Source organism: Aeromonas sp. FDAARGOS 1402 (genome assembly GCF_019046925.1).
In the GTDB taxonomy this organism is placed as follows: domain Bacteria; phylum Pseudomonadota; class Gammaproteobacteria; order Enterobacterales; family Aeromonadaceae; genus Aeromonas; species Aeromonas caviae.
This window is the reverse complement of sequence record NZ_CP077201.1, coordinates 2,940,477-2,967,426: the sequence shown is the minus strand read 5'-3', so window position 1 is coordinate 2,967,426 and position 26,950 is coordinate 2,940,477. Positions and strand designations below refer to the sequence as shown.

Genomic DNA, 26,950 nt, shown 5'->3' with positions numbered 1-26,950 from the left:
TTATTCTTTGCCGTGGGCCTTGATAGCCTCGACCGCCTTGTCGGGGAAGTCGCTGAATACCCCATCCACATCGGCCTGGTAGAGGAAGATGTTGAGCAGGTCGGTGAAGTCTTTCGCATAGGCCGGGATCTGCCCCTCATCCTGACGGAAGGTATAAGGATGCACCTTGAGACCGGCCGCGTGGGCCTCTTTCACCATGCCGGTGAAGACCGGCTTGCCGGGAGTGCCCGGCTCGGTCACCACCATGGGTTTCCAGGGACCGATTCCCTCGGCATAGGTGGCGATGGTCTTCATGGCCCCCGGCTTGAACATCCAGTCGTAGTCATAGGGGGTTGCCTTGCCCTTGGCATCGTAGACCATGGTCTCGTTCCAGTCGGTCTCGGCCATCAGCTGCACCAGCTTGAGATCCATGCCCATGGCGGGCATCAGCTCGCCGTTGATGCGCTTGAGCTCGTTGGCATCGAAACACTGCAGATAGACCTTGTCACTCTTGCTGGTGTAGCCGTACTCCTTGAGCACGTTCAGCACCGCCCTGGAGATGTCCTTGCCTTCGTGGCGAAACAGCCAGGGAGCCTTGATCTCCGGGTAGATACCGATGTGCTTGCCGGTGCTCTTGTTGAGCCCCTGGATCATCTCGATCTCTTCCTGGAAGGTGTGGATCCTGAAGCTGGACTTCCACAACGGGAAGCGCGCCGGATAGACCGGCACCTGCTTGCCGTCCACCAGCTGGAACGGCTCGGTCATGCGCAGGGAGCGCACCTCGTCCAGGGTGAAATCCACCACATAGTAGCGTCCGTCCGGGCGGGCCCGGCCGGGGAAGCGCTCGGCCACGTCCGTGATGCCATCGAGGAAGTGATCGTGCATCACCACCAGCTGATCATCCTTGGTCATCACCAGGTCCTGCTCCAGATAGTCGGCCCCCATGCCATAGGCCAGGGCCTTGGACTCCAGGGTGTGTTCCGGCAGGTAACCGGAGGCGCCACGGTGGGCGATCACGATTTTGCCTTCGTCGGCCGCCAGTGCGGGCAGCGCCAGGGCGACCCCGAGGCCAAGGGCTATCAGGGTACGGTGAGGTTGCTTCATCAAGAGGTCTCGTTGTTATGGTGTGTAGGATGCAGGTAATTGTTATAGCAGGGGTTTATTGCAGTTTGACGGCGGGCGGCAAAGGCCGCCCGCCATGGGTCATCAGCAGGCTTCGGGCAGGGCGTGGTGGTGCTCGAGCAGCCAGGCACCGAGCTGCTGCTGTTCGGACTCCGACAGGCGCAGCCCCAGCTTGCTGCGGCGCCACAGGATGTCCTCCAGGGAGTGAGCCCATTCGCGCGCGATGAGATAGCGTACTTCGGATTCATACAGCCCGGCGCCAAAGTGCTGGCCGCGCTCCTCCTTCAGCCAGAGGCGGGCATGAGCGCCATAGGCTTCGGCGATGCGCAGGGCGCTGCGATCGTCAAGCCAGTCGAATTCCAGCGCAAAGGCTCGCGCCAGTTCACGCACCGAGCAGTCGAACTCGCCACCGGGCAGCCGGCAGGAGGCGGTCCAGTCATCTCCCATCTGGCTGAACCAGGGCTTGAGCTTGTTGCAGGCGGCCTGGGCCAGCTTGCGGTAGGTGGTGAGCTTGCCGCCAAACACCGACAACAGCGGCGCGCCGTCGGATTCACCACTGAGCTCGAGCGTGTAGTCTCGGGTCACCGCCTGGGGTGAATCGGACTCGTCGTCACACAGGGGGCGCACCCCGGCATAGGTCCACACCACGTCTGCCGGGCTTATCTGCCTGGTGAAGTGGGCATTGACCACCTTGCACAGGTAGTTGATCTCGGCATCGCTGATCTTGGCTTCCCGCGGGCTGCCCTTGTGCTCCACGTCCGTGGTGCCGATGAGGGAATAGTCCTGCTGGTAGGGGATGACGAAGACGATACGGTTGTCCTCGTTTTGCAGGATGTAAGCCTCTTCGCGCTCATGGATGCGCGGCACTATCATGTGGCTCCCCTTGATGAGGCGAATGCCGCGGGGGGATTTCTCGCTCAGGCTCTCGTCATAGAAGGTCTTGACCCAGGGGCCCGCCGCATTGACCAGACCACGGCAGCTGACGGTGAACTGCTCGCCCCCTTCCCGCTCCAGCGTCAGGGTCCAGTGCTTGGATCCGCGCACCGCCTTGACGCAGCGGGTACGGGTCTGCACATCGGCGCCCTTGTCCCGCGCCAGCATGGCATTGAGCACCACCAGCCGGGCGTCGTCGACCCAGGCGTCCGAGTATTCAAAGCCCTTGTTGATACCGCTCTTGAGACCGTCCTGCGGCAGGAAGCGCAGGCCGCAACTCCCCTTGAGCTTGTCCCGCTTGGCCAGGTTGTCATAAAGGAAGAGACCGGCTCGGATCATCCAGGCCGGACGCAGGTGCGGGCGATGGGGCAGACGAAAACGCATGGGACGGGCGATGTGGGGAGCCATACCGAGCAGGACCTCCCGCTCCGCCAGCGCCTCTTTCACCAGCCGGAATTCGTAATGTTCGAGATAGCGCAGGCCGCCGTGGATCAGCTTGCTGGAGTTGGACGAGGTGGCAGAGGCGAGATCGCTCGCCTCGAACAGCGCCACCTTCAGCCCCCGCCCCGCCGCATCTGCCGCGATGCCGACCCCGTTGATGCCGCCGCCGACGACGACCAGATCATAATGTTCGCTCATGTTCACCTACTTTCTTATTTTGTGTTTGCCATGACAGCAATGTTTGATTTCGCTCATATTAGAACATGAAAAACCAATAAACGAACATTTCGTGAGAGAAATGTGATCGCGATTGTTTTCACAATGCTAAAAATGCTGCCAGTCGGTGACGGCCTAGCCAGGCTAAGGTCTGCCGGAAACAGCCATTTCGGGCAGGGAGGAGAACAAAGAGTCCCGGATGGGGGCGCCCATGGGGCAAGGTGATGAACGCGATGGCGTGAATCCCTCGCAGGCGCCTGGCGTCGGTGCAAACCGGGTGCCCGAGTGCGGGGACAACATCAGGGGTCAAAGAAGGTGTGTCAGCGCCAGGAACTGGCCGCTTAGGCGCCGCAAGGGAGACGCCGCAGGCCGGGAGGGGGCAGAAAAAAAAGCGGCCGCCCCGAGGCGGCCTGATGCCTGTACGGGGAAGCTCAGCAGATATGGCAGGCGATCTGATGCTGGGACATCAGTCGCATCAGCTTCTCCGGCGGCTCCTGATCCGTGAACAGGGCGTGGATCTGGTTGAGGTTGCCGAGGTTGACCATGGCGTTGCGGCCAAACTTGGTGTGGTCGGCGGCAAGGAACACCTGGCGGGAGTGGGCGATGATGGCCTGGGCGATCTTCACCTCGTGATAGTCGAAATCGAGCAGGGAGCCGTCGCTGTCGATGCCCGAGATGCCGATGACGCCGTAGTCCATGCGAAACTGGCCGATGAAGTCGCGGGTCGCCTCCCCGACGATGCCGCCATCCCGGTTGCGAATTTCACCGCCGGCGATGATGACGGTGAAGTCATCCTTGGCGGTCAGGATGCTGGCGACGTTCAGGTTGTTGGTGACCACGCGCAGCTCCCGGTGGTCGAGCAGGGCCCGGGCGATGGCCTCGGTGGTGGTGCCGATGTCGATAAAGAGCGACGAGCCGTCGGGGATGTTGGCAGCCACTTCCCGGGCGATGCGCTCCTTCTCCTTGAGCTGCATCACCTTGCGGGCACTGTAGGCGGTGTTGACGGTGCTCGAATGCAGTGAGGCCCCGCCGTGATGGCGCCGGATCTTGTTCTGTTCGGCGAGATCGTTGAGATCCCGGCGAATGGTCTGGGGGCTGACGTCAAAATGGGTCACCAGATCGTCGGTCGAGACGAAACCCTGCCGGGTCAGGACGTCCAGGATCTCCAGATGTCGTTGGGTTTGCTTCACGCTTGCACTCCGCAGATGAGACGAAAAAAGGCCCCGGCAGGTGCGGGGCCTTTGGCAGTGTACCTGATCCCTTTTCCAATCGATAAGGTCAGGATCACGTTTTATGCCTTATGGGCAGCCGCCTTGGCGGCAATCGACTCGTTCTCGTGCTTGAGGGTCATGGCCAGCAGGATGATGGAGAGCACGCAGGAGACGGTGAGAACCATGAAGCCGCCGTCCCAGCCGAAGTGGTCAACGGTGTAGCCCAGCATGGCGTTGGCCGCGACCGCGCCACCCAGATAACCGAACAGGCCGGTGAAGCCCGCCGCGGTACCGGCCGCCTTCTTGGGCGCCAGCTCCAGGGCGTAGAGGCCGATCAGCATGACGGGGCCATAGATGAGGAAGCCGATGGCGACCAGGGCCATCATGTCGATGGTCGGGTTGCCCGCCGGGTTGAACCAGTAGACCAACACGGAGAGGGTCACCAGCACCATGAACAGGATGCCTGCCGGGGCGCGGCGGCCGTTGAACATCTTGTCGGAGATCCAGCCGCACAGCAGGGTGCCCGGGATCCCCGCCCACTCATAGAGGAAGTAGGCCCAGGAGGAGTGATCCACGCTGAAGTCCTTGGCCTCTTTCAGATAGGTGGGCGCCCAGTCCAGCACGCCGTAACGGATGAGGTAGACGAAGGCGTTGGCGATGGCGATGTACCAGAGCAGCTTGTTGTGCAGCACGTACTTCATGAAGATCTCCTTGGCGGAGAACTCCTGCTCGTGGCTTTCGTTGTAATCCTTCGGGTAGTCGTTCTTGTACTCCTCGATGGGAGGCAGACCGACCGACTGCGGGGTATCGCGCATCACGAAGAAGGCGATCACCGCGATGGCCGCCGCCGCCGCCGCAGGCACATAGAAGGCGCTGCGCCAGTCGTTGAACCAGCCCATGCCGAGGATGAACAGGGGGCCTATCATGCCGCCGCCCACGTTGTGGGCCACGTTCCAGACCGAGACGATCTCACCCCGCTCCTTCTGCGACCACCAGTGCACCATGGTACGGCCGCAGGGGGGCCAGCCCATGCCCTGTGCCCAGCCGTTCAGGAACAGGAGCACGAACATGATGCCAATGCTGGAGGTAGCCCAATGCATGGTCCCCATCATGAACATGATGCCTGCCGAGAGCAGCAGACCGGCGGAGAGGAAGTAGCGCGCGTTGGATCTGTCCGACACGTTCCCCATCAGGAATTTGGAGAGACCGTAGGCGATGGAGACGCCGGAGAGGGCCAGACCCAGATCCCCGCGGGAGAAGCCCTGCTCGATGAGGTAGGGCATCGCCAGACTGAAGTTTTTCCGTACCAGGTAGTAACCCGCATACCCGAAGAAGATCCCGAAGAACACCTGCCAACGCATGCGTTTGTAGAAGGGATCCACCTTGTCGGCCGGCAGCCGGTCGATATGGGGTGCAGGCCTGAAGAGACTAAGCATGTTCTGCTTCCTTTTATTGTTGTTCTGGGCGGTTGAGGACGCCCCGCTCATGCCGGCGATCAGACGCGTCTTAATTCGCAAGCGAGCCTATTGTGCTCATTTGTGAACATTTAATCTGTGATGAGCGCTAAATTATTGCAGTTTTATTACAAAAATTGTGACGCAGTGAGTGAACGCGCATCCAGGGTCAGCCCACGCATGGCGTGGCTTTTGGCTACTCACTAAGGAGTAATATGGCCGACAACTGTTGCTTTTCGTCACATTTTCTTAGCAATGAATGGGATCTTGCCCACATTTCCGGTGGCGGGGGTATGGTGAATTGACGCAGAAGGTTTATTTTCTCTCTCGTCCAAGAACGAGCGCAAACGAGCATAACGTTTGCGCAAGCTCAAAAAACAAGAAGAAACGTTTTCGGGCGCAATGAATGGGAATGAAAGATAACAAAACGGAACATCAAACCTACTGTGGGTGGATATAAGGAATAACAACTATGAGCATACAAAGACCCAATACCCTGCTTGGCGAGTGCCTCGCCGAGTTTATCGGCACCGGCCTGCTGATCTTCTTCGGTGTCGGCTGCGTGGCCGCCCTGGTGCTGGCTGGCGCCAACTTCGGGCAATGGGAAATCTCCATTACCTGGGGCCTGGGTGTCGCCATCGCCATCTATGTCAGCGGTGGCATCTCCGGTGCCCACCTCAACCCTGCCGTGACCCTGGCACTGATGACCTTCTGCGGCTTTGACAAGCGCAAGGTGGTGCCCTTCATCATCGCCCAGATAGCCGGGGCATTCGCCTCCGCCGCCCTGGTCTACGCCCTCTACAGCAACCTGTTCACCCAGTGGGAGCTGACCCACAACGTGGTGCGCGGCAGCGTCGAGAGCCTCGGCACCGCAGGCATCTTCTCCACCTACCCCAATGCCCTGCTCTCCAACATGCAGGCTTTCGCGGTCGAGATGGTGATCACCGCCGTCCTGATGCTGGGCATCATGGCACTGGGTGACAACAACAACGGCGCCCCCAAAGGCTTCGCCGCCGCCCTGCTCATCGGCATCCTGATCGCGGTGATCGGCGCCTCCCTCGGCCCCTTGACCGGCTTTGCCATGAACCCGGCCCGTGATTTCGGCCCCAAACTGTTCGCCTTCGTGGCTGGCTGGGGTGACGTGGCCCTGACCGGTGGTCGTGACAACCCCTACTTCTGGGTCCCCATCCTTGGCCCCATCGTCGGCGCCCAGATCGGTACCGCCCTGTATGTGAAAGTGCTGGCTCCCTGCGTCCCGGGCAACCGCGTCGCCACCGAAGAAGCCTCCAAGCTGTCTAACAAAGAAGAGGCCGCCGCCTGAGAGCGGCCCTCCCCAACGTGTAACAACGTGGAAAATAAAAACGTGGAGAACATCATGTCTGCTGAAAAGAAATTTGTCGTTGCGCTGGACCAGGGCACCACCTCCTCCCGTGCCATTGTCTTCGATCAGGACGCCAACATCGTCGCGACCTCCCAGCGCGAATTCACCCAGCACTACCCGAAAGCGGGCTGGGTCGAGCACGACCCCATGGAGATCTGGGCGACCCAGTCCTCCGTCTTCACCGAAGTGCTGGCCAAGAGCGGCCTGCACAGCGAGCAGATCGCCGCCATCGGCATCACCAACCAGCGTGAAACCACCGTCGTCTGGGAAAAGGCCACCGGCAAGCCCATCTACAACGCCATCGTCTGGCAGTGCCGCCGCACCGCGGCCATCTGTGAAGAACTCAAGGCCCGGGGCCTTGAAGAGTACGTTCGCGAAAACACCGGCCTGGTGCTGGATGCCTACTTCTCCGGTACCAAGGTGAAGTGGATCCTGGACAACGTGGAAGGGGCCCGGGAGAAGGCAATGAACGGCGAGCTGCTGTTCGGCACCATCGACACCTGGCTGGTGTGGAAGATGACCAACGGCGAGGTGCACGTCACCGACCCGACCAACGCCTCGCGCACCATGCTCTACAACATCCGCGACCTGAAGTGGGATGAGCGCATGCTGGACGAGCTGGGCATCCCCGCCTCCATGCTGCCGCAAGTCAAACCCTCCTCCGAGGTCTATGGCTACACCACCCGTGGCGGCGGCGCCCGCATCCCCATCGCCGGTATCGCCGGTGACCAGCAGTCCGCCCTGTTCGGCCAGCTCTGCTTCGAAAAAGGGATGGCCAAGAACACCTACGGTACCGGCTGCTTCATGCTGATGAACACCGGCACCGAGCCGGTTCGCTCCAGCAACGGCCTGCTGACCACGGTCGCCATCGGCCCGAAAGGGGAAGTGAATTATGCCCTCGAGGGTGCGGTATTTATGGGTGGCGCCACCATCCAGTGGCTGCGCGATGAGCTCAAGATCATCCACGATGCCCGCGATACCGACTACTTCGCGAGCAAGGTAGGCGACACCAACGGCGTCTACCTGGTGCCGGCCTTCGTGGGCCTGGGCGCCCCCTACTGGGATCCGTATGCTCGCGGCACCATGGTCGGCCTGACCCGTGGCGCCAACCGCAACCACATCATCCGCGCTGCGCTGGAATCCATCGCCTACCAGAGCCGCGACGTACTGGATGCCATGCAGCAGGACTCCGGCATCAAGCTGGCGGCCCTCAAGGTGGACGGCGGCGCCGTGGCCAACGACTTCCTGATGCAGTTCCAGGCTGACATGATGCACACCCCTGTGGTGCGTCCGACCCGCATCGAGACCACCGCCATGGGCGCCGCCTTCCTGGCCGGCCTCGCCGTGGGCTTCTGGAAGAGCTCCGAAGAGCTGGAAGACAAGTTCAGCGTGGACCGCGAGTTCATTCCGCAGATGGACCGCGACGATCGCGCCAAGCGCTACAGCGGCTGGAAGAAGGCGGTGGAACGCTCACGCCGCTGGGCCGAAGAGGAGTGATGGGGTAACCGACGCATCCTTGAGATGAAAAAAGCAAAGAGGCCGACAGCGATGTCGGCCTCTTTATATTGGCGCTCGCAAGCCCCTCGGCCCCCTCCCCTTGAGGAGTGGGAAAAGATGGCCCCTCCCTCTCGTGGAGGGGAAGGGCGGGAGGGGATTGGCCCTGTCGGAACACGCCTAGAGCGCGTGGTTGCCGAGCTGCTCTTTCAGGAAATCGAGCCAGACCCGCAGCCGGATGTCCCGCTGGGCATCGGAGTAGAAGACCGCATGGATGGGGCGCGAAGCGCCGCTGTTGCTGCGGGCCAGCACCTCCACCAGCGCCCCGCTCGCCCTGTCATCCCCTGTCATGAAGTCCGACAGGCAGACGATCCCCTGCCCCGCCAGCGCCAGCTGACGCAAGGTTTCCCCGCTGCTGGCCCGCAGGGTCGGGGTGATGGCGAACCTGTCCCCCTGCTCCTCGCTCAATAGGGGCCAATGATTGAGGTGATCGGGGTGCAAAAAACCGAGCAGCTCGTGGCCAGCCAGCAAGTCAGCCGGCTGGCGCGGGGTACCGCGTGCCTTCAGATAGTCGGGGGAAGCCAGCAGCCGCAGCCGCGAGCGGCCCAGCGGCAGGGCCCGCAGGGAGGAGTCCGTCAGCTCGCCGATGCGAATGGCCATGTCCACCCGCCGCTCCATCAGGTTGATGAAGCCCTCGGAGCTGTGCAGTTGCAGCTCGATGGCGGGGTAGCGGCGGCGAAACTCGCCGATGATGGGCACCAATCTATGCAGGATGAAGGGGGTGGCGGCGTCCACCCGCAATATGCCCTCCGGCTGCTCCCGGCGCATCAGCAGCAACCCTTCCGCCTCGCTCATCTCGGTCAGGATCTTCACCGCCCGCTGATAGAACCAGCTCCCCTCCTCGGTCAGGCTGACCCGGCGGGTGGTGCGGTTGAGGAGCACGGTGGCGAGCTTCTCTTCGAGACGCTTGATGCCGCGGCTCACCACGGAATTATCCATGCCGAGATTCTCCGCCGCCTGGCGAAAGCTGCCCGCCTCCACCACCGCCACAAACAGGGTCAATTCATCGGAATGGGTCTTCATTGTTGTCATCCTGGCAAGAGTAATGGGTCTTTATAGGTGCAATGGCCGGGAGTTGGCAAGACAGGCGTCGCTTCGTATCGTGACGCACCACCTGTTTTATCTGCGCCCTTGCCAGTACAATGCCGCCAACCGGCACCGTATGGCGCCACACTATGACAGGGACGATCCATGACATTCGACAACAGGCTGGCCGCCGCCCATCGGGAGCTGGCCGAGAAGGGCGTGCAAACGCTCAACTACAACCCGCCGATCATCTGGCTGCTGCGAAAGGCGGGGTTCACCATCAGGCCGCCCCACTACGAACGCTTTCTGATCAACGTTCTTGCCCTGGGACTCCCCATCGGCGCTATCTGGGGGGTGTTGATGTGGTGCCTCGGCTGGCAGGATGAGGTGAGCTCGGGGTTTGCCCTGCGCCAGAGCCTGCTGTTTGGCATCGGGCTCGGTCTGCTGATGGGGACCTGGTTCTGGTTTAGGCGCAAGCAGCTCAAGCTGACCCCCTGGGACGCCTTGCCGCACTCCACGATCCGCCCGCAAAAACGCTGACAACCGAAATAATCACCGACAAGGAGAGCCCATGACCAAGGCCCATGAAAAACTGAACTATGTGGAGTTTGCGGCCAGGGATCTTGCCGCCACCAAGGCCTTCTTCACCGCCGCCTTTGGCTGGCAGTTTGCCGACTACGGCCCCGATTATTGCGCCTTCGAGGGAGAAGGGCTGGATGGCGGTTTCTATCGCGCGGATCTCTGCAGCCACACGGAGCAGGGGGGCGCCCTGCTGGTGTTCTACAGCGCCGATATCGAGGCGACCCAGAGCAAGGTAGCCGGCGCAGGGGGCACCATAGTGCGCCCCCTGTTCGACTTCCCCGGTGGCCGCCGCTTTCACTTTGTCGAGCCCAGCGGCAATGAATTTGCGGTCTGGTCCGAACTGGCTGTCTGTCTCTGATAGCGAGGGGCAGACATGCACAGTCTCTCGCTCCCAGTCATATACAAAGCTTACCTTTATCTTTTTTAGCTTTAAATTCACGGATAAAACACCTATTTTATGATCGCGAAGCTGTCAGATTAAGGGAGAATGACCTACTACTATACGGCCAGCGCCTATTTATATTGCCACCAATAAAACAAAATATATTATCTAAATGAACTTCATTGGAAGAATAATATGTCAAAAGCAATTCAAGGATTTGAATACGCAATAAAAGATGCTGAAGAGTTATTGGCTCATTTTGATAGTATCAATGCTAATCCCCCACCTACGAATAGTGAAGTATTAAAACGAGCTGGCCTAGTGATGGCTCTCACAGCATGGGAAACATATGTAGAGGATCGCCTAGTCGAAGAAATGCACAAAAAATTGACTGTTGTACAAGGCAGCTACCTAGGCGATTTTATCCTCAAGAAACTGCATGCAGACTTAAAAACGTTCCATAATCCAAGTTCTGACAAAACCAAACGAATATTTCAAGACTATCTAGGTTTTGATGTTACAGAGGGATGGCGATGGTCTAACTATGAACCAGATAAAGCCAGAACCACTCTAAATCAATGGATTAAAAAACGCGGTGATGCTGCACATCGTTCAAAACCAATAAATTCTGGAATACCATCTGCGCATCTTATAAAACGTGATGAACTTGAAAAGGTGATTCGCTTTATAAAAGATCTCGTTAAGGTCACCGACAATTACGTCAACGTTAAAATTGATCAGCATCATGCCTCCGTACTTGAAAGGCAACACCAGCTATCTGGCTAAATTTTGTAATGAGCATTAATGTAAATAGTACAGTTCCTATTATCATCAGAGACCGGTGTTTATCCGGTCTCCTTATCAACTCCAGTTTATGAGATCTCCCCATTGCTGCACTCACCTCAATAGTGTTTTGCGACTGCTGCCCTGTATCCCCCAGTCTGGGGCGGGCATACTGACTCCCGTCTTAACGAGGAGGTTCAGATGCCATCCCCCCTGATTGTGATTGCCCAGCTTGACGCCAAACCCGAATTCGCAGCCCAGTTTCGCGCTGCCCTCGAGCCGCTGATCGCCGCTACCCTGCAAGAGCCGGGGTGCCTTCGCTACCAGTTGCATCAGAGCCTGGAGAGCCCCCACGGCTGGATGCTGTACGAGGAGTGGGAGAGTGAAGCAGCCCTCAGCGCCCACCAGCAGCAGCCCCATTTTCTCGCCTTCGTGGCCGACCCCCAGGAGTGGTTTGCCAGCAGCCTGGTGCGCCGCTATCACAGGGTCTGAGGCTGCCGGCGCCCTCCCCGCCGGATCTGCACCGCAGGCCCGGCAAACAGACAAAGCATTGAGCGTAGAAACACTAACCTGAGGAATTTGATGATGAAGATGCCCAACCTGGGTCTTGGAACCTTCCGCCTGAAAGATCAGCCCCTTCGCGACTCCCTGCTCCAGGGGCTGGAACTTGGCTACCGCCATATCGATACCGCCCAGATCTATGACAACGAGGCCGAAGTCGGCCAGTTGATGAGCGAGAGTGGCGTGCCCCGCCAGGATATCTACCTGACCACCAAGGTGTGGACCAGCGAGTTCGGTCCGGGCAAGGTGATCCCGAGCCTGGAAGTGAGCCTGGAAAAACTCGGCACCGACTATCTGGATCTGGCGCTCATTCACTGGCCCTCCCCCCTGGATGAGGTGCCGATGGCGGTCTATCTGGAGCAGCTCGCCGAGGCCAAAGCCCGGGGCCTGACCCGGGAGATCGGGGTCTCCAACTTCACCGTGGCCCAGCTTAAACAGGCGGTCGAGATCCTGGGGCCGGGCGCCATCGCCCACCAGCAGGTGGAGATCCACCCCCTGCTGCAAAACCGCAAGGTGGTCGAATTCTGCCAGGCCCACGGTATCGCCATCACCGCCTACATGCCGCTCGCCTATGGCAAGGTGCTCGCCGAGCCGCTGCTGATGGAGATCGGCAAGCGCCACGGCGTCTCGGCGGCCCAGGTGTCGCTGGCCTGGCTGCTGGCCCAGGGCATGACGGTGATCCCGAGTTCCACCAAGCGGGAGAATCTGGCCGCCAACCTGGCCGCGCTGAAGGTACGGCTTAGCAGCGACGAGATGGCGCAGATTGCCACCCTGGATCGGGGTGAGCGCTGCGCCAACCCGGACTTTGCGCCGAATTGGGATTGATCCCCCTCATCCCCAGCCCTTCTCCCGCCAGGGGAGAAGGGAGCAAATAAGGCTCAATGACATTCTTCAGCACCAGCGGGAGGCACAATGCCTCCCGCTTTTTTTGTCCCCAATACCGCGCGTCACTGCCACCCGCGCCGCTGGCCCCCTCCCCTGGAACCTTCCGCTGCCCTTCCCTCTTTATTCCCAGTTCGGTCTGTACGCTTTGCCTCTGCATTCAAACTTGTGCTGCATGGCCGCGCTTGTCCTCGCGGCCTCGGCCACTCCCACTTTCACGGCCCCATTGCTGCTGATTTGGCAAAAGTAATTTGACGTTGCCGTCATTTTTACCAACAAACACCCTCGGCATACTGGCGCCATTCTCCCGTCGGGAGTCCCAATCGAAGGAGTTGTTATGCCACTGGCGTTATTTGCCCTCACTTTAAGTGCCTTTGCTATAGGCACCACCGAATTCGTGATCGTAGGGCTCATCCCCACCATCGCCGAGCAGCTCAATGTCTCGCTCCCCTCGGCGGGCCTCCTGGTCAGCCTCTATGCCCTTGGGGTGGCCATCGGCGCCCCCGTGCTCACGGCGCTCACCGGCAAGCTGCCGCGCAAGTGGCTGCTGGTGGGGCTGATGGCGCTGTTCACCGTCGGCAACCTGCTGGCCTGGCAGGCCCCCGGGTACGAGAGCCTGATTGTGGCCCGCATCCTCACCGGGCTGGCCCACGGGGTCTTCTTCTCGGTAGGCAGCACCATCGCCACGGGTCTCGTGGCCAAAGAGAAGGCGGCCAGCGCCATCGCCATCATGTTCAGCGGCCTCACGGTCGCCCTGGTGACCGGCGTCCCGCTTGGCACCTGGATTGGTCAGGTCTTTGGCTGGCGCGAAACCTTCCTGGTGGTGAGCCTGCTCGGCCTCGTCGCCATGGTGGGCAGCATGCTGCTGGTACCGGGGAACCTGCCGAAGGGGGCCGCCTCCAGCGTTCGCGAGCAGCTCTCGGTGCTCACCAGGAAGCCCTTGCTGCTGGTCTACGCCAAGACGGCGCTCGGTTACGGCGGTGCCTTCACGGCGTTTACCTTCCTCGCCCCCATCCTGCAACAGGTGAGCGGCTTTAGCGCCGGCGCGGTGAGCCTCATTCTGCTGGTGTACGGGGTATCGGTCGCCGTCGGCAATATCTGGGGCGGCAAGCTCGCTGACCGGATGGGCCCGCTGCCTGCGCTGAAGCTGCTGTTTGCCGGGCTCGCCGTGGTGCTGCTGGTGCTCACCTTCACCGCGCCGCACCCGGTGCTGGCGGTACTGACCGTGCTGGTGTGGGGCGCCTTCGCCTTTGGCAACGTACCGGGTCTTCAGGTACTGGTGGTGAAACAGGCCGAGCGCCACACCCCCAATGCCGTGGATGTGGCCTCCGGTCTCAACATCGCCGCCTTCAACGTCGGCATTGCGCTGGGCTCCGTGGTCGGCGGTTTCGTGGTGGAGCACCTCGGCCTGATGCACACCCCCTGGATTGGCGCCCTCATCGTGCTGCTGGCCTACGGCCTCACCCATGTCAGCGAAGCGGGCGAGCGCCGCGCCGCCCTTGCCTGACCCCCGGGCAAGCAAAAGGCCGACACCCTGTGTCGGCCTTTTTCATGGGCAAGATGCGAGACTCAGGGCTCCTTGAGATCCTCATCGGCAGCCCAGCGCGCCTCCAGCCAGAGCAGGTTGACCAGCCCGCAGAGCAAGGCGAACCCCAGCCCCAGCAACCAGGTGAAATACCACATATCGCGTTGATCCTTGTGTTGAAGCGGATTAGTAGAGGCTGTGGCCGTGCTGGCGCACCTGCTCGGCGCTGACCCTGCCGCGCACCACCCGGTATACCCAGAGGGTGTAGCCGATGTTGACCGGCATCAGTACTCCGACGATCCCCAGCATGATAAGCAGGGTGCGCTCGCTGGAGGTGCTGTCCCACAGGGTCAGGCTGCTGGCCGGCTCCAGGGACGAGGGCAGCACGAAGGGGAAGAGCGCGATGGCCACGGTCAGCATCATGGCGGCGCAGGCACCGCCGCTGGCAACGAGCGCCAGCCCGGACTTGCCGAAGCGGCTTGCCAGCGCGCACACCAGGGGCAGCAGGAGCCCGAGCACAGGCACGGCCCAGAGCACCGGATGGGCGACAAAGTTGCCAAGCCAGCCCGCCGGCACCGCCACCACCTCTTTCATCAGCGGAGTGAGGGCGCCGTTGAGATCGCCGATGGCCGTGATGCGATACCCCGCCATCTCTCCAAGCCAGACGCCGCCAAGGGCAAAGAGGGCGCTCGCCAGGGGGCCGAGCCAGAGGGCGAGGCGGGCGCTGCGCGCCGCTATGGCTCCCTGGGTCTTGCACTGCAGGAAGCTGGCACCGTGCAGCAAGAGCAGCGCCAGCGCCGTCCCCATGGCGGTCAACAGCAGCGGCCAGTGGAACGCAAAGGCGCCATAGTGGATGCGAAGGGCCGCATCGAAGCGAAACGGCAGTCCTTGCAGCACCAGGCCAAGGGTGGCACCAAACACCAGGGTCGGCAGCAGACCGCCCACCACCAGGGCGCGGTCCCACCAGCGGCGCCAGACCGGGTCCGGCAGCTTGCTGCGATAGTCAAAGCCCACCGGGCGCAAAAAGAGACCGAACAGCAGGAACATGAAGGGCACGTAAAGCGCCGAGAAGGCGGCGGCATAGACCAGGGGCCAGGCGGCAAACAGGGTGCCGGCACCGGCGATGAGCCACACCTGGTTGCCCTCCCACACCGGCCCCACGCTGTTGAGCAGCACCCGCCGCTCGTCATCCGTCTTGCCGACCACGGGCAGCAGCATGCCGACCCCGAGATCGAAGCCATCCATCACCACGAAGCCGACCAGCAGGAAGAGCACCAGCCCCCACCAGATCACTTTCAGGGTTTCGTAATCCATCAGGCAGGACTCCCGTTTTGCAACACTTCACCTTGATAACGACCCGTCTGCAGGCTGGCAGGCCCTTTGCGGATCACATGACGCAACAAGAACAACTCCACCACCAGCAGACTGCTGTAGATGAGGAAGATGGCGATGAGGCTGAACCAGAGCTGCCCCGGTTGCAGCAGGGAGACGGAGGCCGACACCGGCAGCACGTCGCTGATGGTCCAGGGCTGGCGACCGAACTCCGCCACGAACCAGCCCGCCTCGATGGCAATCCAGGGCAGCGGAATAGACCAGAGCAGGGCCCTGAGCAGCCGCGGGGATTGCACCAGCCTGCCCCGGCACAGCTGCAGGAAGGCGGCGGCAAAGAGCGCCAGCAGCGCCACGCCGATGCCCACCATCAGGCGAAAGCTCCAGAACAGCGGCGCCACCTGGGGGATGGAGTCCTCCACCGCCTTGGCGATGGCCCCCTCGTCCGCCTTGCCAATCTCCTTGGCATAGGGGGTGAGCAAGAGGCCGTAGCCCAGATCGCTGCGGTGGCGCTCGAAGGTGGCTCGCGCCGCCTGGTTGCTGCCGTCTGCCCGCATCGCTTCGAGCGCCTCGTGGGCCAGCATGCCGCTGCGAATGCGCGCCTCGTGCTGCGCTTTCAGATCTTTGAGGCCCGTCACCTGCTCATCCAGGGAGCGGGTGGCGATGATGCCCATCAGATAGGGTATCTTGATGGCCGCGTGGGTGGTCTCGGCACGCTGATCCGGCAGGCCGAACAGGGTGAAAGAAGCCGGGGCGGGCTCCGTCTCCCACTCCGCCTCGATGGCGGCGAGCTTGACCTTCTGCACCTCCCCCGAGCGATAGCCCGACTCGTCCCCGAGCACGATGACCGAGAGGATGGCCGCGAGGCCAAAGCCCGAGGCGATGGCAAAGGATCGCAGGGCGAAGCGCACCTCCATGCCGCGCAGCAGATACCAGCTGCTCACCCCCATCACGAACAGAGAGGCCGCCACATAGCCCGCCGCCACCGTGTGGACGAACTTGACCTGGGCCACCGGGTTGAAGATGACCGCGGCCACATCCACCAGCTCCATGCGCATGGTCATGGGGTTGAACTCGGCGCCGACCGGGTTTTGCATCCAGCCGTTGGCGATGAGGATCCAGAGGGCGGAGAGGTTGGAGCCGAGCGCCACCAGCATGGTCACCAGCAGGTGCTGACCGCGGGAGAGCTTGTCCCAGCCGAAGAAGAAAAGGCCCACCAATGTAGACTCGAGGAAGAAGGCCATCAGCCCCTCCACCGCCAGCGGCGTGCCGAAGATATCGCCGACATAGTGGGAGTAATAGGCCCAGTTGGTCCCGAACTGGAACTCCAGGGTGATCCCGGTGGTCACCCCCATCACGAAGTTGATGCCAAACAGCTTGCCCCAGAAACGGGTGATGTCCTTGTAGATCACCTTGCCGGTCATCACGTAGGCCGACTCGGCGATCACCAGGATCCAGGACAGCCCCAGGGTGAGGGGCACAAACAGAAAGTGGAACATCGCCGTCGCGCCGAACTGTATTCGGGAGAGGCTGACCACATCATCCAGGCTTATCATGCATGACTCTCTATGTTGCATTTAACGGACAGGTTTTCGCCCGCCAAGTACACCATGGTCCATGACACCTATAACAGATGCAGTTATAGTGAAAAACACCTATAACAGTTTGGGCCCACCATGTCCCGCTACGGCCAGTTGGCAGACCAGCTGCAACAGCAGATCACGAGCGGCCTCTGGCAGCCGGGAGAGCGCATCCCCTCCATCCGCCAGAGCTGCAAGACCCACGGCCTCAGCCCCATGACGGTGCTCCAGGCCTATCAGTTGCTCGAAAGCCGGGGCCTCATCCTGGCGCGGCCCCAGTCCGGCTACTACGTCAAGGCCGCGAGCACGGCCCGGCGGGAGAGCCAGCCCCAGCAGGCCCGCTACAGCGGCTCGGTGGACATCAACGATCTGGTGTTCGAAGTGCTGCAGGCGAGCAAGTCACGGGAGCTGGTGCCCCTTGGCATGGCGGTGGCGGACCCGACACTCTTCCCCCACCCCCAACTCGGTCGGGCCCTCGGCAGTTGCATGCGCCGCCTCGACCCCTTCAGCACGGTGGCAGATCTGCCCCCCGGCAACGAGGCACTGCGCCGCGCCATCGCCCGGCGCTATGCCGGCGAGGGGATGGCGGTGGATCCCCAGCAGATCATCATCACCACGGGGGCCATGGAGGCGCTCTCCCTCAGCCTTCAGGTGCTGACCGAGCCCGGGGACTGGGTGGTGGTGGAGTCCCCCACCTTCTACGGCGCCCTGCAGGCCATCGAGCGGCTCAAGCTCAAGGTGGTGGAGATCCCGGTGATCCCCGGGGTGGGCATCGATCTCGCCCTGCTGGAGGAGGCCCTCGCCCAGCGCCCCGTCAAGGCGTGCTGGCTGATGGGCAATGTGCAGCACCCCCTCGGCCACACCATGCCCGATGAGCACAAGCAGGCGCTGATGGCGCTGCTCAACCGCCATCAGGTCCCCCTGGTGGAGGATGACGTCTATGCGGAGCTCTATGTCGGGCGCGAGCGGCCAAGGCCCATCACCCATTGGGATGCGCGGGGAGAGAGCCTGCTGTGCGGCTCCTGGACCAAGTGTCTGGCGCCCGGCTTTCGGGTCGGCTGGGTGGTGGCGAAGCGCCACGCTGAGCGCATCCAGCGGCTGCAACTGATGTCGACGCTCTCGACCAATGTGCCCAGTCAGCTGGCGCTGGCCGACATGCTGCGCCAGGGCGGGGTGGACGCCCACTTTCGCCGCCTGCGCCACACCCTGGCCCAGCGCCAGCAGCAGATGCGGGCAGCCCTGATGCGCCTCTTCCCCGAGGCGCGCATCTCCTCCCCGGACGGGGGCTACTTTCTCTGGCTCGAATTTGACGCCCGCCTCGATGGCCGGGCGCTCTATGCCAGCGCCATCGAGCAGGGGGTCTCCATCGCCCCCGGGGCCCTCTTCTCCAGCCAGGGCCAGCACAACCACTGCCTGCGCCTCAACAGCTCCCATCCCTGGAGCCCGCAGCTGGACGCGGCGCTCAACCAGCTTGCGGGCCTCATCGCCCGGCAACGGGAAACCTGGCAGAGCCCCCCTGACGCCTCACGCGACAAGGGCCCGTAACGGGCCCTTTTGCAAGCGAATGCGCCTTACCTGGCCATGGTCTGTGACTGGGCCTTGAAGCCCAGTCGCTCGTAGAGGGCCCTGGCCCGCTCGTTGAAAGCCATCACCTCCAGGCGCAACTGGCTTGCGCCCCGTGCCTTGCCCCACTGGTCCCCGTGGGCGATCAGCGCCCGGCCGATGCCCCGGGAGCGCTGCCCCTCATCCACCACCACGGTCGTGATGCGGCAGACGGGCAGCTTGCTGAGAAAGGGGACACTCTCGTTGAGGTCGATGCGGGCGGTGAGAAAGCCCGCCACCTCCCCCGCCACCACCGCCACGCAGAAAAGACGCGCCTCGTCGGCAATGGCGCCGAGCAAGAAGGCCCTGTCCTCCGGGGACGGGGGGCAGAACACCTCGGGCACCTGCTCGAAGTGGAGCTGACCTATCTGCCGGTTCAGGGCCAGAATGGCGTCGATATCCTGTTCAGTTGCCTTGCGAATGTCCACCTGATGCTCCTTGCAGTGAGGGTCGCCAGCGAGGAAAGAGGCTTGGCGGTCACCCTTTGGAACCCGCATCTTATCGGCTCGTCACGGCAATCAACAGCCCCCGGCAACGACAAGGCCCCATGACGGGGCCTTGTGGACAATCCTGATGGCAATGCGGGCTCAGCCCGGCGCCCCCAACTGGGCCACCTGGCGCTCTATGCTCCCCTTGAGGTTGTCATCCAGCTTCAAGGCACGCGCCAGCTCGTCCAGATAACCGCGCTCCATGAAGTGATCCACCTGAATGGTGAGCAGGGAGGCGAGGTAAACCTCGGTCGCCAGCTCCATGTCGGTCACTTCTCGCGCCAGGACATGGGGGTCGAGGGGGCGGGAGAGCTCGGCGTCAATCCAGCGGGCCGCATCCCGCGCCCCCTGTTCGGTCAGGTACTCCTGGATCTTCTGGCGCTCGGCGGCATCGATGTGGCCGTCGGCCCGGGCCGCCGCCACCATGGCGCGCACCAGCAGATTGGCGCGGGCATCCAGGGCCTTGCCCTCCAGGGTGTCCAGGGGCTGGGTCGGCTGGGCCGGGGTGGACTGCTGGGTCTGCCAGTCCTGATAGAGCTTGTAGGCCAGCCCCCCGAGAGCTGCCGCCCCCCCCACCGCCGCCACCTTGGTGCCATATTTGCGCATCTTCTTGTTGCCAAGCAGCAGCGCCATGGCCCCGGCGGCCAATCCCCCCTGCGCCATGCCCTTCATCTGGGCCTTGCGCGTGTCACCACCGTCGTTGAGCCAGCCCTTGCCAGCTCCCATCAATTGCTCCAGCATCTGTTTCATGGGGCCTCCTCCCTCGCGTGATGAGTCATGCTGGGCCGCCTGCGCTGAACTCAAGGTGAATGACGGCGCAGGCAAGAGGAGGCGCTGGTTGGATCAGTGCCGGCCCCGCCCGCTGCTATTGTCCCCGGGGGACAGCCAAGGAGTCCCCCCCTTGCCTCGACATAAGGAAGTACCATGAGCGCCCGTGAACTGACCCTGCAATTTCTCGCCGAACCCGCCGACGTCAACTTTGGCGGCAAAGTCCATGGCGGCATGGTGATGAAGTGGATTGACCAGGCCGGCTACGCCTGCGCCGCCGGCTGGTGTGGCGGCTATGCCGTCACCGTCTATGTGGGGGGCATCCGCTTCTTGCGTCCCATCCAGATAGGCCAGCTGGTGGAGGTGCACGCCAAGGTGATCCACACCGGCACCACCAGCATGCACTTGGCGGTGGATGTCTACAGCCGCCACCCCACCGACCCGGAGCGGCGCAAGACCACCCACTGCATCATCATCTTCGTGGCCATGGACGAACATGGCAAACCCACTCCGGTGCCCCAGTGGCAGCCGGTGAGCGAGAGCGATCTGCAGTTGCAGCAGTACGCCAAAAAGCTGATGGCCCTGCGCGAGGAGCTGGACAAGGAGATGCGCCAGCACATGTGACCCGTCCCGCCCCGGGCTGCCGGGGCGTGTCTTCGCGCCGCCGGGCGCTATAATGGCGACCACCCTTGCCCTTGAGAACCCAAGATGTCCCTGGAAAATGCCCCCCCCGAGGTCCAGCTCGCGGTGGATCTGATCGAACTGCTGGAAACCAACCACATCGCCCCCGCGCTGGCCCTGGCGGCACTCGCCATCGTTCGCCGGGATTATGAGCGCAAGCTCGAGGAAGGTCGGGAGGCCTGAGCGCCCCCGCAGGAGGCACCATGTCAGCACCCATTCGCATCGAACAAGGCCGCGCCATGCTCCTCGGGGGGTTGCGCCGTCACCACCCCTTCGAGCAGGGGGACTTCGCCGGCCAGTGGCGCGACCTCAGCGCCCTGCTTCCCCTGCCGGGGCAGCTCGGGGAGCACGCCTATGGCGCCATCTGCGCCGCCACCGACACCCACTGCGAATACCTCTGCGGGGTGGAGGTCGCCGCCCTGGAGGTGCTGCCTCCCGGGCTTGGCCGCATGCGCATCGCCCCCCAGACCTACGCCATCTTCTTGCATCAGGGGCATGTCACGACCCTGCCGCACACCTGGCGCCAGGCCCTGGCATGGCTCGCGCAATCGGACTATCAATCTGCCCAGCAGCCGGATTTCGAGCGCTACGGCGCCCGCTTTGACGCCGCCACCGGCAGCGGCGAAGTGGAAATCTGGCTCGCCGTGGTACCAAAACAGGCCCTGGCCTGACCCCTGGCCGCCCGGGCTACCTCGGCCCCATCACCTCGTCACAGAGCGCGATCAGCGCCTCCCCCAGCCGGGCGAGGGGCTCGCTCGTGCCCGGCCCCTGGTGCAGAGCCAGCTCCACCGAGCGCACTGCAGGCCAATGGGCCAGCACCACCTGATCCGGTTGCAACAGGCGCGCCGGCAGCAGGCTGACCCCGATCCCCGCGCTCACCGCCCCTTGCAGGCTGGCGAGACTGCCGCTCACGTAGGCGATGCGCCAGGGGATCCCCTCGGCATCCAGGGCGTCGGTCATCTGGCGCCGGTAGAGCCCCTCGCTTGGAAACACCACCAGAGGCAGGGGGTCGCGCCCGGCGGCGGGCCACTCCCGGCTGTCAACCCAGGCCAGGGGCTCGCGCCAGCGGGCGATGGGCTCCCCCTGGCCGCGCCCCTGCTTGATGAGGGCCAGATCCAGCTCTCCCCCTTCGAAGGCCTGCCACAGGGCATGGCTGAGATCGCTTTGCACCTCCAGCCGCACCTGCGGGTGCGCGCGGGCGAAGGCGGCCAGCACCGGGGTCATGGCCCCCGCGGCAAAATCCTCCGGCACCCCGAGGCGCAGGGGGTGGCTCGCCTCGCTCACCCGCTCCCCCGCCCGGGCCAGCAGCCCCAGGATGCGGCGCGCCAGCCCGAGCAGGGTCTCCCCCTGGGCCGTGGTCACCACCTGGCGACCGGATCGGTCGAGCAGGGTGCAGCCCAGCTGCTGCTCCAGGCGGCGCATCTGCTGGCTCAGGGTGGACTGGGTGAGGTGGATACGCTCGGCGGCGCGGGTAAAGCTGCCGGTTTCGACGATGGCGACGAAGCTCTGCAGCAATTGGGGGTCCAGCAGGGGGCGCTCCATGGGCCATCTCCATTTATAAAACCACTGGAAGTCATTTTATCATTTAATTTCCAAATGATGCGGCGACCCTCTAGGCTGCTGTCCTCCCCCTTTTTTGCCAGGATATGACCATGCCACCCCCTTCCCAGTCCGGTGCCCGCCTCCTCAACTCCCTCACCGCCGCCTCGGCCCCCAGCCATCAGGAGTGGCTGGAGCAGGCCCTGCACCTGGCCCTGACCCATCGCCAGCAAGGGGGGCGCCCCTTCGCCGCCCTGCTGGTGAGGGAGAACCGGCTGGTGGCGAGCGCCGTCAACCGCATGCTGGAGGCGGGGGACCCCACCCGTCACGCGGAGCTGGAAGCGCTGCGGGAAGGGAGTCGCCAGGGGCCGCTGGCCGGGGCCATCGTCTATGCCAGCGGGCACCCCTGCCCCATGTGCCTGTCGGCCCTGGTGATGAACGGCATCCAGGCGGTCTACTACGCCTTTGACAACGACGATGCCGCCCCCTTCGGCTATGACAGCCGCGCGGCCTACGCGGCCCTGCGACTGCCCCTGTGCCCGCCGCCCCTGCCCCTCATCAAGCTGGCGAGCCCCATCGCGGCCGAAACCCTCTACGGTCCCCTGCCCCATGCATAAGCGCCGCCTCCCCCCGGGCAGCGGCGCCTTGCTGGTGCTGGTGATCCTCATCGCCCTCAACCTGCGCCCCTTCCTCACCGCCATCGGCCCCCTGGCCCCTCGCATCGACGCGAGGCTGGCCCTCGGGGTAGATACCCTGGCCTGGGTCACCCTGCTGCCCCTCTGGCTTATCGGGGTCGGCGTGCTGCTCACCCCGGCGCTCCTGGGTCGCACGGGCCCGCGCCCCCTGCTCGGGACGGCCCTGCTGTTGCTCGCCCTTGGCAGCGCCCTGCGCGTCGATCTGGCGAGCGGCGCCCTGCTCATCGCCAGCGCCGCCCTGTGCGGGCTGGGCTCGGCCCTAGTGCAGGGGGTACTGCCCGGCCTCATCAAGGAGGGGTTCGCCCAAAAGGTGCCCCTGGTGATGGGGATCTTCTCCGCCTGCATGATGGGGGGCGGGGCGCTCGGGGCCGTGCTCACCCCGCGCCTTGCCGAGTATCTGGACTGGTCTCGGGCGCTGGCGCTCTGGGGCCTGCCGGTGCTGCTGGCCCTCGGCTGGCTGGCCTGGCGGGTGCCCCTGCCTGCCCCGGCCAGCACGCCCGCCCCCACCGGGGAGCAGCGGCTGCTCCCCCTGCCCCGCACCTGGCTGCTCATCGCCTGCTTTGGCATCATCAACAGCGGCTACGGCATCGTCGTAGCCTGGCTGGCCCCGGCCTACATGGCGGCGGGCTGGAGCGCCCAGCAAGGGGGCGAGCTGGTGGCCTGGCTCGCCCTGGCCCAGACCGCGAGCGGCCTTGGCCTGCCCCTGCTGGCAGCCGGTCGGCTGGACCGCCGCCCCTGGATGGCGCTGGCCATCGCCATGCAGCTGGCGGGCTTTGGCGGCCTCTGGCTCGCTCCTCAGACCGCCCCCCTGCTCTGGTGTTTGCTGTGCGGCGCCGGGCTTGGGGGGAGCTTCTCCCTCATCATGGTGATTGCGCTGGATCACCTGCCCGACCCGCGCCGGGCGGGCGCCCTCTGCGCCCTGATGCAGGGCGTCGGCTTCATGGTGGCGGCTACCGGCCCCTGGGTGGCGGCCCGCCTGCACCATGCAAGCGGTGACTTCGCCGCCGCCTGGCAGTGGCAGCTCGGCGCCCTGGTCCTGATGAGCCTGCTGGTGGTGCGTCTCAACCCGCGCCACTACCCAAGGGCCATGGGCCTGCCCCCGGAGCAGGCCATGGCTGTGCAGACGGCAGGCCACAAACCTGCCTGATCCGGCGAGCACCGGCCTTGGGGGCCAGAAAGCACAACACCGGCCAAGGCCGGTGTTGTGCATCAGGGTGCGGGAAGGCCTGGCGCTCAGCGCCCCTTCTTCTGGCGCCCGCCCTGCCCTGGCCGCGGTTTGCCCGGGGCGGGTTTGCCCCCCTTGCCGGGCGCGCTTTTACCTGCTGCCCCTTTGCTGGCAGCCCCTTTGCCCGCCCCGCCCTTGCCTGCGGGGCTCTTCTTCTCGAAGGCCTCGGGACCCGGCACATTGGGCCGCCCGCCAATCTCGTGATCGTCGCTGCGCCGCGGCTTCTTGCCCTGGGCCGGGGTGCCGGCCGCAGCCGCCTTGGGCTTGGCAACCTGAGCCCCCTTGGCCGGTTTCGCCTCGGAGGAGGAGTCCTCAATGAGCTTGAACAGCTCGATCAGCTCGTCGTCGGTGAGGTCGCGCCACTCCCCCACCGGCAGCCCCTTGAGGCTGACGTTCATGATGCGGATGCGCTCGAGCTTGGTCACCTCGAAGCCGAAGTGCTCGCACATGCGGCGGATCTGGCGGTTGAGCCCCTGCACCAGGGTGATGCGAAACACGAAGGGCGCCTCTCGTTTCACCTTGCACTTCTTGGTGACGGTGCCGAGGATGGGCACCCCGGCCGCCATGCCCCGGACGAACTCGTCGGTCACCGGCTTGTCCACGGTCACCAGGTACTCTTTCTCGTGATCGTTGCCCGCCCGCAGGATCTTGTTCACCAGATCCCCGTGGTTGGTGAGGAAGATGAGCCCCTGGGAGTCCTTGTCGAGGCGACCGATGGGGAAGATGCGGGTGCTGTGGTTGACGAAGTCGACGATGTTGTCCTTCTCCCCCGCCTCCGTGGTGCTGACGATGCCCACCGGCTTGTTGAGGGCGATGAAGACCAGGCTGTCGGCTTCGCGCGGCTCGATCACCTGACCGTTGACCTTGACCAGATCCCCGGCAAACACCTGATCTCCCACCCCGGCCCGCTTGCCGTTGATGAAGACGTTGCCCTGCTCGATGAAACGATCGGCCTCACGACGGGAGCAGATGCCGCTCTCGCTGATGTATTTGTTCAGGCGCATGGATTCATCGGCCAGCATGGGTCACCTCCCGGGTCGGATGGGCCTTGAGAATGGCTGGCTGGATCAGCCGCGCTGTGGTCGGGTTCGTCTGCATACAACTCCATGAAATAAGGGCCTGCGCCCTGCATGTTCGGCAAAAAACGCCGCTACAGTAGCACATTGCACGCGCACGCGCCCGGCCCCGTCGCCCCCTGCCCGCTGGCTCACAGGGGGTGCTGCCCCTGATGCAGCAGCAGGCCCCCCATTATCCAGCGTGCGGTGACGCCGCGGCCCTGATTGGGCTGCACCGCGCACTCCCCGCCTCTTTTCACTTCATGGTGCTCACTTCATGGGCCGGGCCCCCGCCGCCGAAGATAGGGTGCGGCCTTCGGCAGATAGCCAGATGATCTAACGCTTGATATTTATCCAGAAAAAATGCATAAAAAGATTTTGGTCATCGCGAATTATCTGCTCTGACCCGCCGACGACGGGAAATGACACCCCCATCGGGGCGCAACAACGGGCCCCTTGAGCCCCGCGAACCCTGAAGACGGGCATGGTCCCCTCTCTGGCAGGACGCCACTTTCATCATTCACGACAGGAGTTAAAGATGAGTCATTCCCTCTCCCAGGAGGCCTTCCTGGCCCAGGTCGCCAGCCGCAACCCTCACCAGCCCGAGTTCATCCAGGCCGTGAGCGAGGTGATCGCCTCCATCTGGCCCTATGTGGAGCGCCACCCCCGCTACCTGCAACACGGCCTGCTGGAGCGATTGGTGGAACCCGAGCGCCTGGTGCAGTTTCGGGTGAGCTGGGTGGATGACCAGGGCCAGGTGCAGGTGAATCGCGGCTACCGGGTGCAGCACAGCTCCGCCATCGGCCCCTTCAAGGGCGGCATGCGCTTCCACCCCTCGGTGGATCTCTCGGTGCTGAAATTCCTCGCCTTCGAGCAGACCTTCAAGAACGCCCTCACCACCCTGCCCATGGGGGGCGGCAAGGGGGGCAGCGACTTCGATCCCAAGGGCAAGAGCGAAGGAGAAGTGATGCGCTTCTGCCAGGCCCTCATGCTGGAGCTCTATCGCCACCTGGGGGCCAACACCGACGTGCCGGCGGGCGACATCGGGGTGGGCGGGCGCGAGGTGAGCTACATGGCGGGCATGATGAAGAAGCTCACCAACAGCGCCGAGTGCGTCTTCACCGGCAAGGGACTCTCCTTTGGCGGCAGCCTCATTCGTCCGGAAGCCACCGGCTACGGCCTGCTCTACTTTGTCGACGCCATGCTGGCCCATCGCGGCCAGTCCCTCGATGGCCTGCGGGTCTCGGTGTCGGGCTCGGGCAACGTGGCCCAATACGCCATCGAGAAGGCGATGGCCCTCGGCGCCCGCGTCATCACCGCCTCCGACTCCGGCGGCACCGTCTATGATCCGGACGGCTTCACCCCCGAGAAGCTGGCCCGTCTGATGGCGCTTAAAAACGAGCAGCGCAAGCGGGTGGCGGATTACGCCCACGAGCTCGGGCTCGAGTTCTTCAGCGGCCGCACCCCCTGGCACCTGGCGACCGACGTCGCCCTCCCCTGCGCCACCCAGAACGAGCTAGATGCCGAAGATGCGGCGCAGCTTATTGCCAACGGCGTGCAGCTGGTGGCCGAGGGGGCCAACATGCCCTCCAGCGCCGCCGCCATCCGCCTCTTCCACGAAGCAAAGGTGCTGTTCGCCCCGGGCAAGGCGGCCAACGCCGGCGGGGTTGCCACCTCGGGCCTCGAGATGAGCCAGAATGCCCAGCGCCTCTCCTGGACCCGGGAGGAGGTGGACGCCCGCCTCAAGGGGATCATGACCAGTATCCATGCCACCTGTGTCCGTTACGGTCAGGATGATGACCATGTGAACTACGAAAGCGGCGCCAATATTGCCGGCTTCGTCAAGGTCGCCGACGCCATGCTGGCGCAAGGGGTCTGCTGAGCGCCCTGGCCCGGGGCTTCACCCTCAACACAACGGCAGCCCTTGGGCTGCCGTTGTGTTTTGTGCCTGGCGCG

At 63.7% G+C, this 26,950-nt stretch carries 27 protein-coding genes; 15 read left to right on the top strand and 12 right to left on the bottom strand.

What is annotated here, in order from left to right; translation table 11 throughout:
• From glpQ to glpT, 4 genes are all read right to left on the bottom strand, one after another.
• On the bottom strand, positions 1-1,083 hold the full coding sequence (glpQ, locus tag I6L32_RS14250) for a glycerophosphodiester phosphodiesterase (RefSeq protein WP_216944024.1): 1,083 nt from the start codon (positions 1,081-1,083) through the stop codon (positions 1-3).
• A 102-nt stretch (positions 1,084-1,185) separates the two neighbouring features.
• The gene (gene glpD, locus I6L32_RS14245) at positions 1,186-2,673 is read right to left on the bottom strand and encodes a glycerol-3-phosphate dehydrogenase (protein ID WP_042865239.1); all 1,488 of its coding nucleotides are present in this window, start codon (positions 2,671-2,673) and stop codon (positions 1,186-1,188) included.
• 449 nt (positions 2,674-3,122) lie between these two features.
• A complete protein-coding gene (locus tag I6L32_RS14240; RefSeq protein WP_010674233.1) occupies positions 3,123-3,881 on the bottom strand; it encodes a DeoR/GlpR family transcriptional regulator in 759 nt (252 codons plus the stop codon).
• A 101-nt stretch (positions 3,882-3,982) separates the two neighbouring features.
• The gene (gene glpT / locus I6L32_RS14235) at positions 3,983-5,338 is read right to left on the bottom strand and encodes a glycerol-3-phosphate transporter (RefSeq protein ID WP_010674232.1); all 1,356 of its coding nucleotides are present in this window, start codon (positions 5,336-5,338) and stop codon (positions 3,983-3,985) included.
• Positions 5,339-5,828: 490 nt separating this feature from the next.
• Between glpT and I6L32_RS14230 the strand changes: the two genes are divergently transcribed.
• Both I6L32_RS14230 and glpK read left to right on the top strand, forming a co-directional pair.
• Entirely contained in the window at positions 5,829-6,677 is an 849-nt protein-coding gene (locus I6L32_RS14230; protein WP_049636802.1) for an MIP/aquaporin family protein, read from the top strand.
• A gap of 54 nt (positions 6,678-6,731) precedes the next feature.
• Complete coding sequence (glpK, locus tag I6L32_RS14225) at positions 6,732-8,234, top strand: glycerol kinase GlpK (protein ID WP_010674229.1); 1,503 nt, start codon at positions 6,732-6,734, stop codon at positions 8,232-8,234.
• Positions 8,235-8,411: 177 nt separating this feature from the next.
• Here the strand turns inward: glpK and I6L32_RS14220 are convergent, their stop codons facing one another.
• A complete protein-coding gene (locus I6L32_RS14220) occupies positions 8,412-9,314 on the bottom strand; it encodes a LysR family transcriptional regulator (protein ID WP_069652739.1) in 903 nt (300 codons plus the stop codon).
• A gap of 168 nt (positions 9,315-9,482) precedes the next feature.
• On the opposite strand from I6L32_RS14220, the gene I6L32_RS14215 reads away from it, so the two are divergent.
• The 6 genes from I6L32_RS14215 (at position 9,483) to I6L32_RS14190 (ending at position 14,014) form a co-directional block, all read left to right on the top strand.
• Complete coding sequence (locus tag I6L32_RS14215; protein WP_109112898.1) at positions 9,483-9,857, top strand: DUF6404 family protein; 375 nt, start codon at positions 9,483-9,485, stop codon at positions 9,855-9,857.
• A 31-nt stretch (positions 9,858-9,888) separates the two neighbouring features.
• Positions 9,889-10,257: a VOC family protein gene (locus tag I6L32_RS14210; protein WP_216944023.1), complete on the top strand. Its 369-nt coding sequence runs from the start codon at positions 9,889-9,891 to the stop codon at positions 10,255-10,257.
• Positions 10,258-10,476: 219 nt separating this feature from the next.
• The gene (locus tag I6L32_RS14205; RefSeq protein ID WP_201996764.1) at positions 10,477-11,067 is read left to right on the top strand and encodes a HEPN domain-containing protein; all 591 of its coding nucleotides are present in this window, start codon (positions 10,477-10,479) and stop codon (positions 11,065-11,067) included.
• A gap of 198 nt (positions 11,068-11,265) precedes the next feature.
• Entirely contained in the window at positions 11,266-11,556 is a 291-nt protein-coding gene (locus tag I6L32_RS14200) for a putative quinol monooxygenase (protein ID WP_216944022.1), read from the top strand.
• A 90-nt stretch (positions 11,557-11,646) separates the two neighbouring features.
• A complete protein-coding gene (gene dkgB / locus I6L32_RS14195; protein WP_202041020.1) occupies positions 11,647-12,450 on the top strand; it encodes a 2,5-didehydrogluconate reductase DkgB in 804 nt (267 codons plus the stop codon).
• A gap of 394 nt (positions 12,451-12,844) precedes the next feature.
• Positions 12,845-14,014, top strand: a complete 1,170-nt coding sequence (locus I6L32_RS14190; RefSeq protein ID WP_042865230.1) for an MFS transporter — start codon at positions 12,845-12,847, stop codon at positions 14,012-14,014.
• Positions 14,015-14,076: 62 nt separating this feature from the next.
• Here the strand turns inward: I6L32_RS14190 and I6L32_RS14185 are convergent, their stop codons facing one another.
• Genes I6L32_RS14185 through I6L32_RS14175 form a run of 3 tightly spaced genes read right to left on the bottom strand, consistent with a single transcriptional unit; the run spans position 14,077 to position 16,917 of the window.
• Positions 14,077-14,190, bottom strand: a complete 114-nt coding sequence (locus tag I6L32_RS14185; RefSeq protein ID WP_010674207.1) for a CydX/CbdX family cytochrome bd oxidase small subunit — start codon at positions 14,188-14,190, stop codon at positions 14,077-14,079.
• 28 nt (positions 14,191-14,218) lie between these two features.
• Positions 14,219-15,346: a cytochrome d ubiquinol oxidase subunit II gene (gene cydB / locus I6L32_RS14180; RefSeq protein ID WP_201996767.1), complete on the bottom strand. Its 1,128-nt coding sequence runs from the start codon at positions 15,344-15,346 to the stop codon at positions 14,219-14,221.
• Positions 15,346-16,917, bottom strand: a complete 1,572-nt coding sequence (locus I6L32_RS14175) for a cytochrome ubiquinol oxidase subunit I (protein ID WP_048207353.1) — start codon at positions 16,915-16,917, stop codon at positions 15,346-15,348. The genes cydB and I6L32_RS14175 overlap by 1 nt, the downstream gene beginning before the upstream one ends.
• Before the next feature lie 120 nt (positions 16,918-17,037).
• Between I6L32_RS14175 and I6L32_RS14170 the strand changes: the two genes are divergently transcribed.
• Positions 17,038-18,486, top strand: coding sequence for a PLP-dependent aminotransferase family protein (locus I6L32_RS14170; protein WP_216944021.1), 1,449 nt, complete (start codon positions 17,038-17,040; stop codon positions 18,484-18,486).
• Between the two features lie 26 nt (positions 18,487-18,512).
• Here I6L32_RS14170 and I6L32_RS14165 read toward each other — a convergent pair whose 3' ends face one another.
• Together I6L32_RS14165 and I6L32_RS14160 are read right to left on the bottom strand one after the other, a co-directional pair.
• Positions 18,513-18,971 (bottom strand): GNAT family N-acetyltransferase, encoded by a 459-nt coding sequence (locus tag I6L32_RS14165; RefSeq protein WP_039038605.1) that lies wholly within the window; start codon positions 18,969-18,971, stop codon positions 18,513-18,515.
• Positions 18,972-19,130: 159 nt separating this feature from the next.
• Positions 19,131-19,781, bottom strand: coding sequence for a tellurite resistance TerB family protein (locus tag I6L32_RS14160; protein WP_216944020.1), 651 nt, complete (start codon positions 19,779-19,781; stop codon positions 19,131-19,133).
• Positions 19,782-19,955: 174 nt separating this feature from the next.
• Between I6L32_RS14160 and I6L32_RS14155 the strand changes: the two genes are divergently transcribed.
• The 3 genes from I6L32_RS14155 to I6L32_RS14145 all read left to right on the top strand — a co-directional run bounded on the left by I6L32_RS14155 (position 19,956) and on the right by I6L32_RS14145 (position 21,151).
• Positions 19,956-20,423, top strand: coding sequence for an acyl-CoA thioesterase (locus I6L32_RS14155; protein WP_010674201.1), 468 nt, complete (start codon positions 19,956-19,958; stop codon positions 20,421-20,423).
• Between the two features lie 84 nt (positions 20,424-20,507).
• Positions 20,508-20,663, top strand: coding sequence for a pleiotropic regulatory protein RsmS (gene rsmS / locus I6L32_RS14150; protein WP_010674200.1), 156 nt, complete (start codon positions 20,508-20,510; stop codon positions 20,661-20,663).
• A 20-nt stretch (positions 20,664-20,683) separates the two neighbouring features.
• Entirely contained in the window at positions 20,684-21,151 is a 468-nt protein-coding gene (locus I6L32_RS14145) for a GyrI-like domain-containing protein (protein WP_049636793.1), read from the top strand.
• Between the two features lie 16 nt (positions 21,152-21,167).
• On the opposite strand, the gene I6L32_RS14140 is transcribed toward I6L32_RS14145, so the two are convergent.
• On the bottom strand, positions 21,168-22,010 hold the full coding sequence (locus I6L32_RS14140) for a LysR family transcriptional regulator (RefSeq protein ID WP_029314296.1): 843 nt from the start codon (positions 22,008-22,010) through the stop codon (positions 21,168-21,170).
• 116 nt (positions 22,011-22,126) lie between these two features.
• Between I6L32_RS14140 and I6L32_RS14135 the strand changes: the two genes are divergently transcribed.
• Both I6L32_RS14135 and I6L32_RS14130 read left to right on the top strand, forming a co-directional pair.
• The gene (locus I6L32_RS14135) at positions 22,127-22,636 is read left to right on the top strand and encodes a nucleoside deaminase (RefSeq protein ID WP_041212766.1); all 510 of its coding nucleotides are present in this window, start codon (positions 22,127-22,129) and stop codon (positions 22,634-22,636) included.
• Entirely contained in the window at positions 22,629-23,861 is a 1,233-nt protein-coding gene (locus tag I6L32_RS14130) for an MFS transporter (protein ID WP_049636792.1), read from the top strand. The genes I6L32_RS14135 and I6L32_RS14130 overlap by 8 nt, the downstream gene beginning before the upstream one ends.
• An 86-nt stretch (positions 23,862-23,947) precedes the next feature.
• On the opposite strand, the gene rluF is transcribed toward I6L32_RS14130, so the two are convergent.
• Positions 23,948-24,961 (bottom strand): 23S rRNA pseudouridine(2604) synthase RluF, encoded by a 1,014-nt coding sequence (gene rluF, locus I6L32_RS14125; RefSeq protein WP_010674196.1) that lies wholly within the window; start codon positions 24,959-24,961, stop codon positions 23,948-23,950.
• Positions 24,962-25,532: 571 nt separating this feature from the next.
• Between rluF and gdhA the strand changes: the two genes are divergently transcribed.
• On the top strand, positions 25,533-26,876 hold the full coding sequence (gene gdhA / locus I6L32_RS14120; protein ID WP_041212764.1) for an NADP-specific glutamate dehydrogenase: 1,344 nt from the start codon (positions 25,533-25,535) through the stop codon (positions 26,874-26,876).
• The last annotated feature ends 74 nt before the right edge of the window (positions 26,877-26,950 follow it).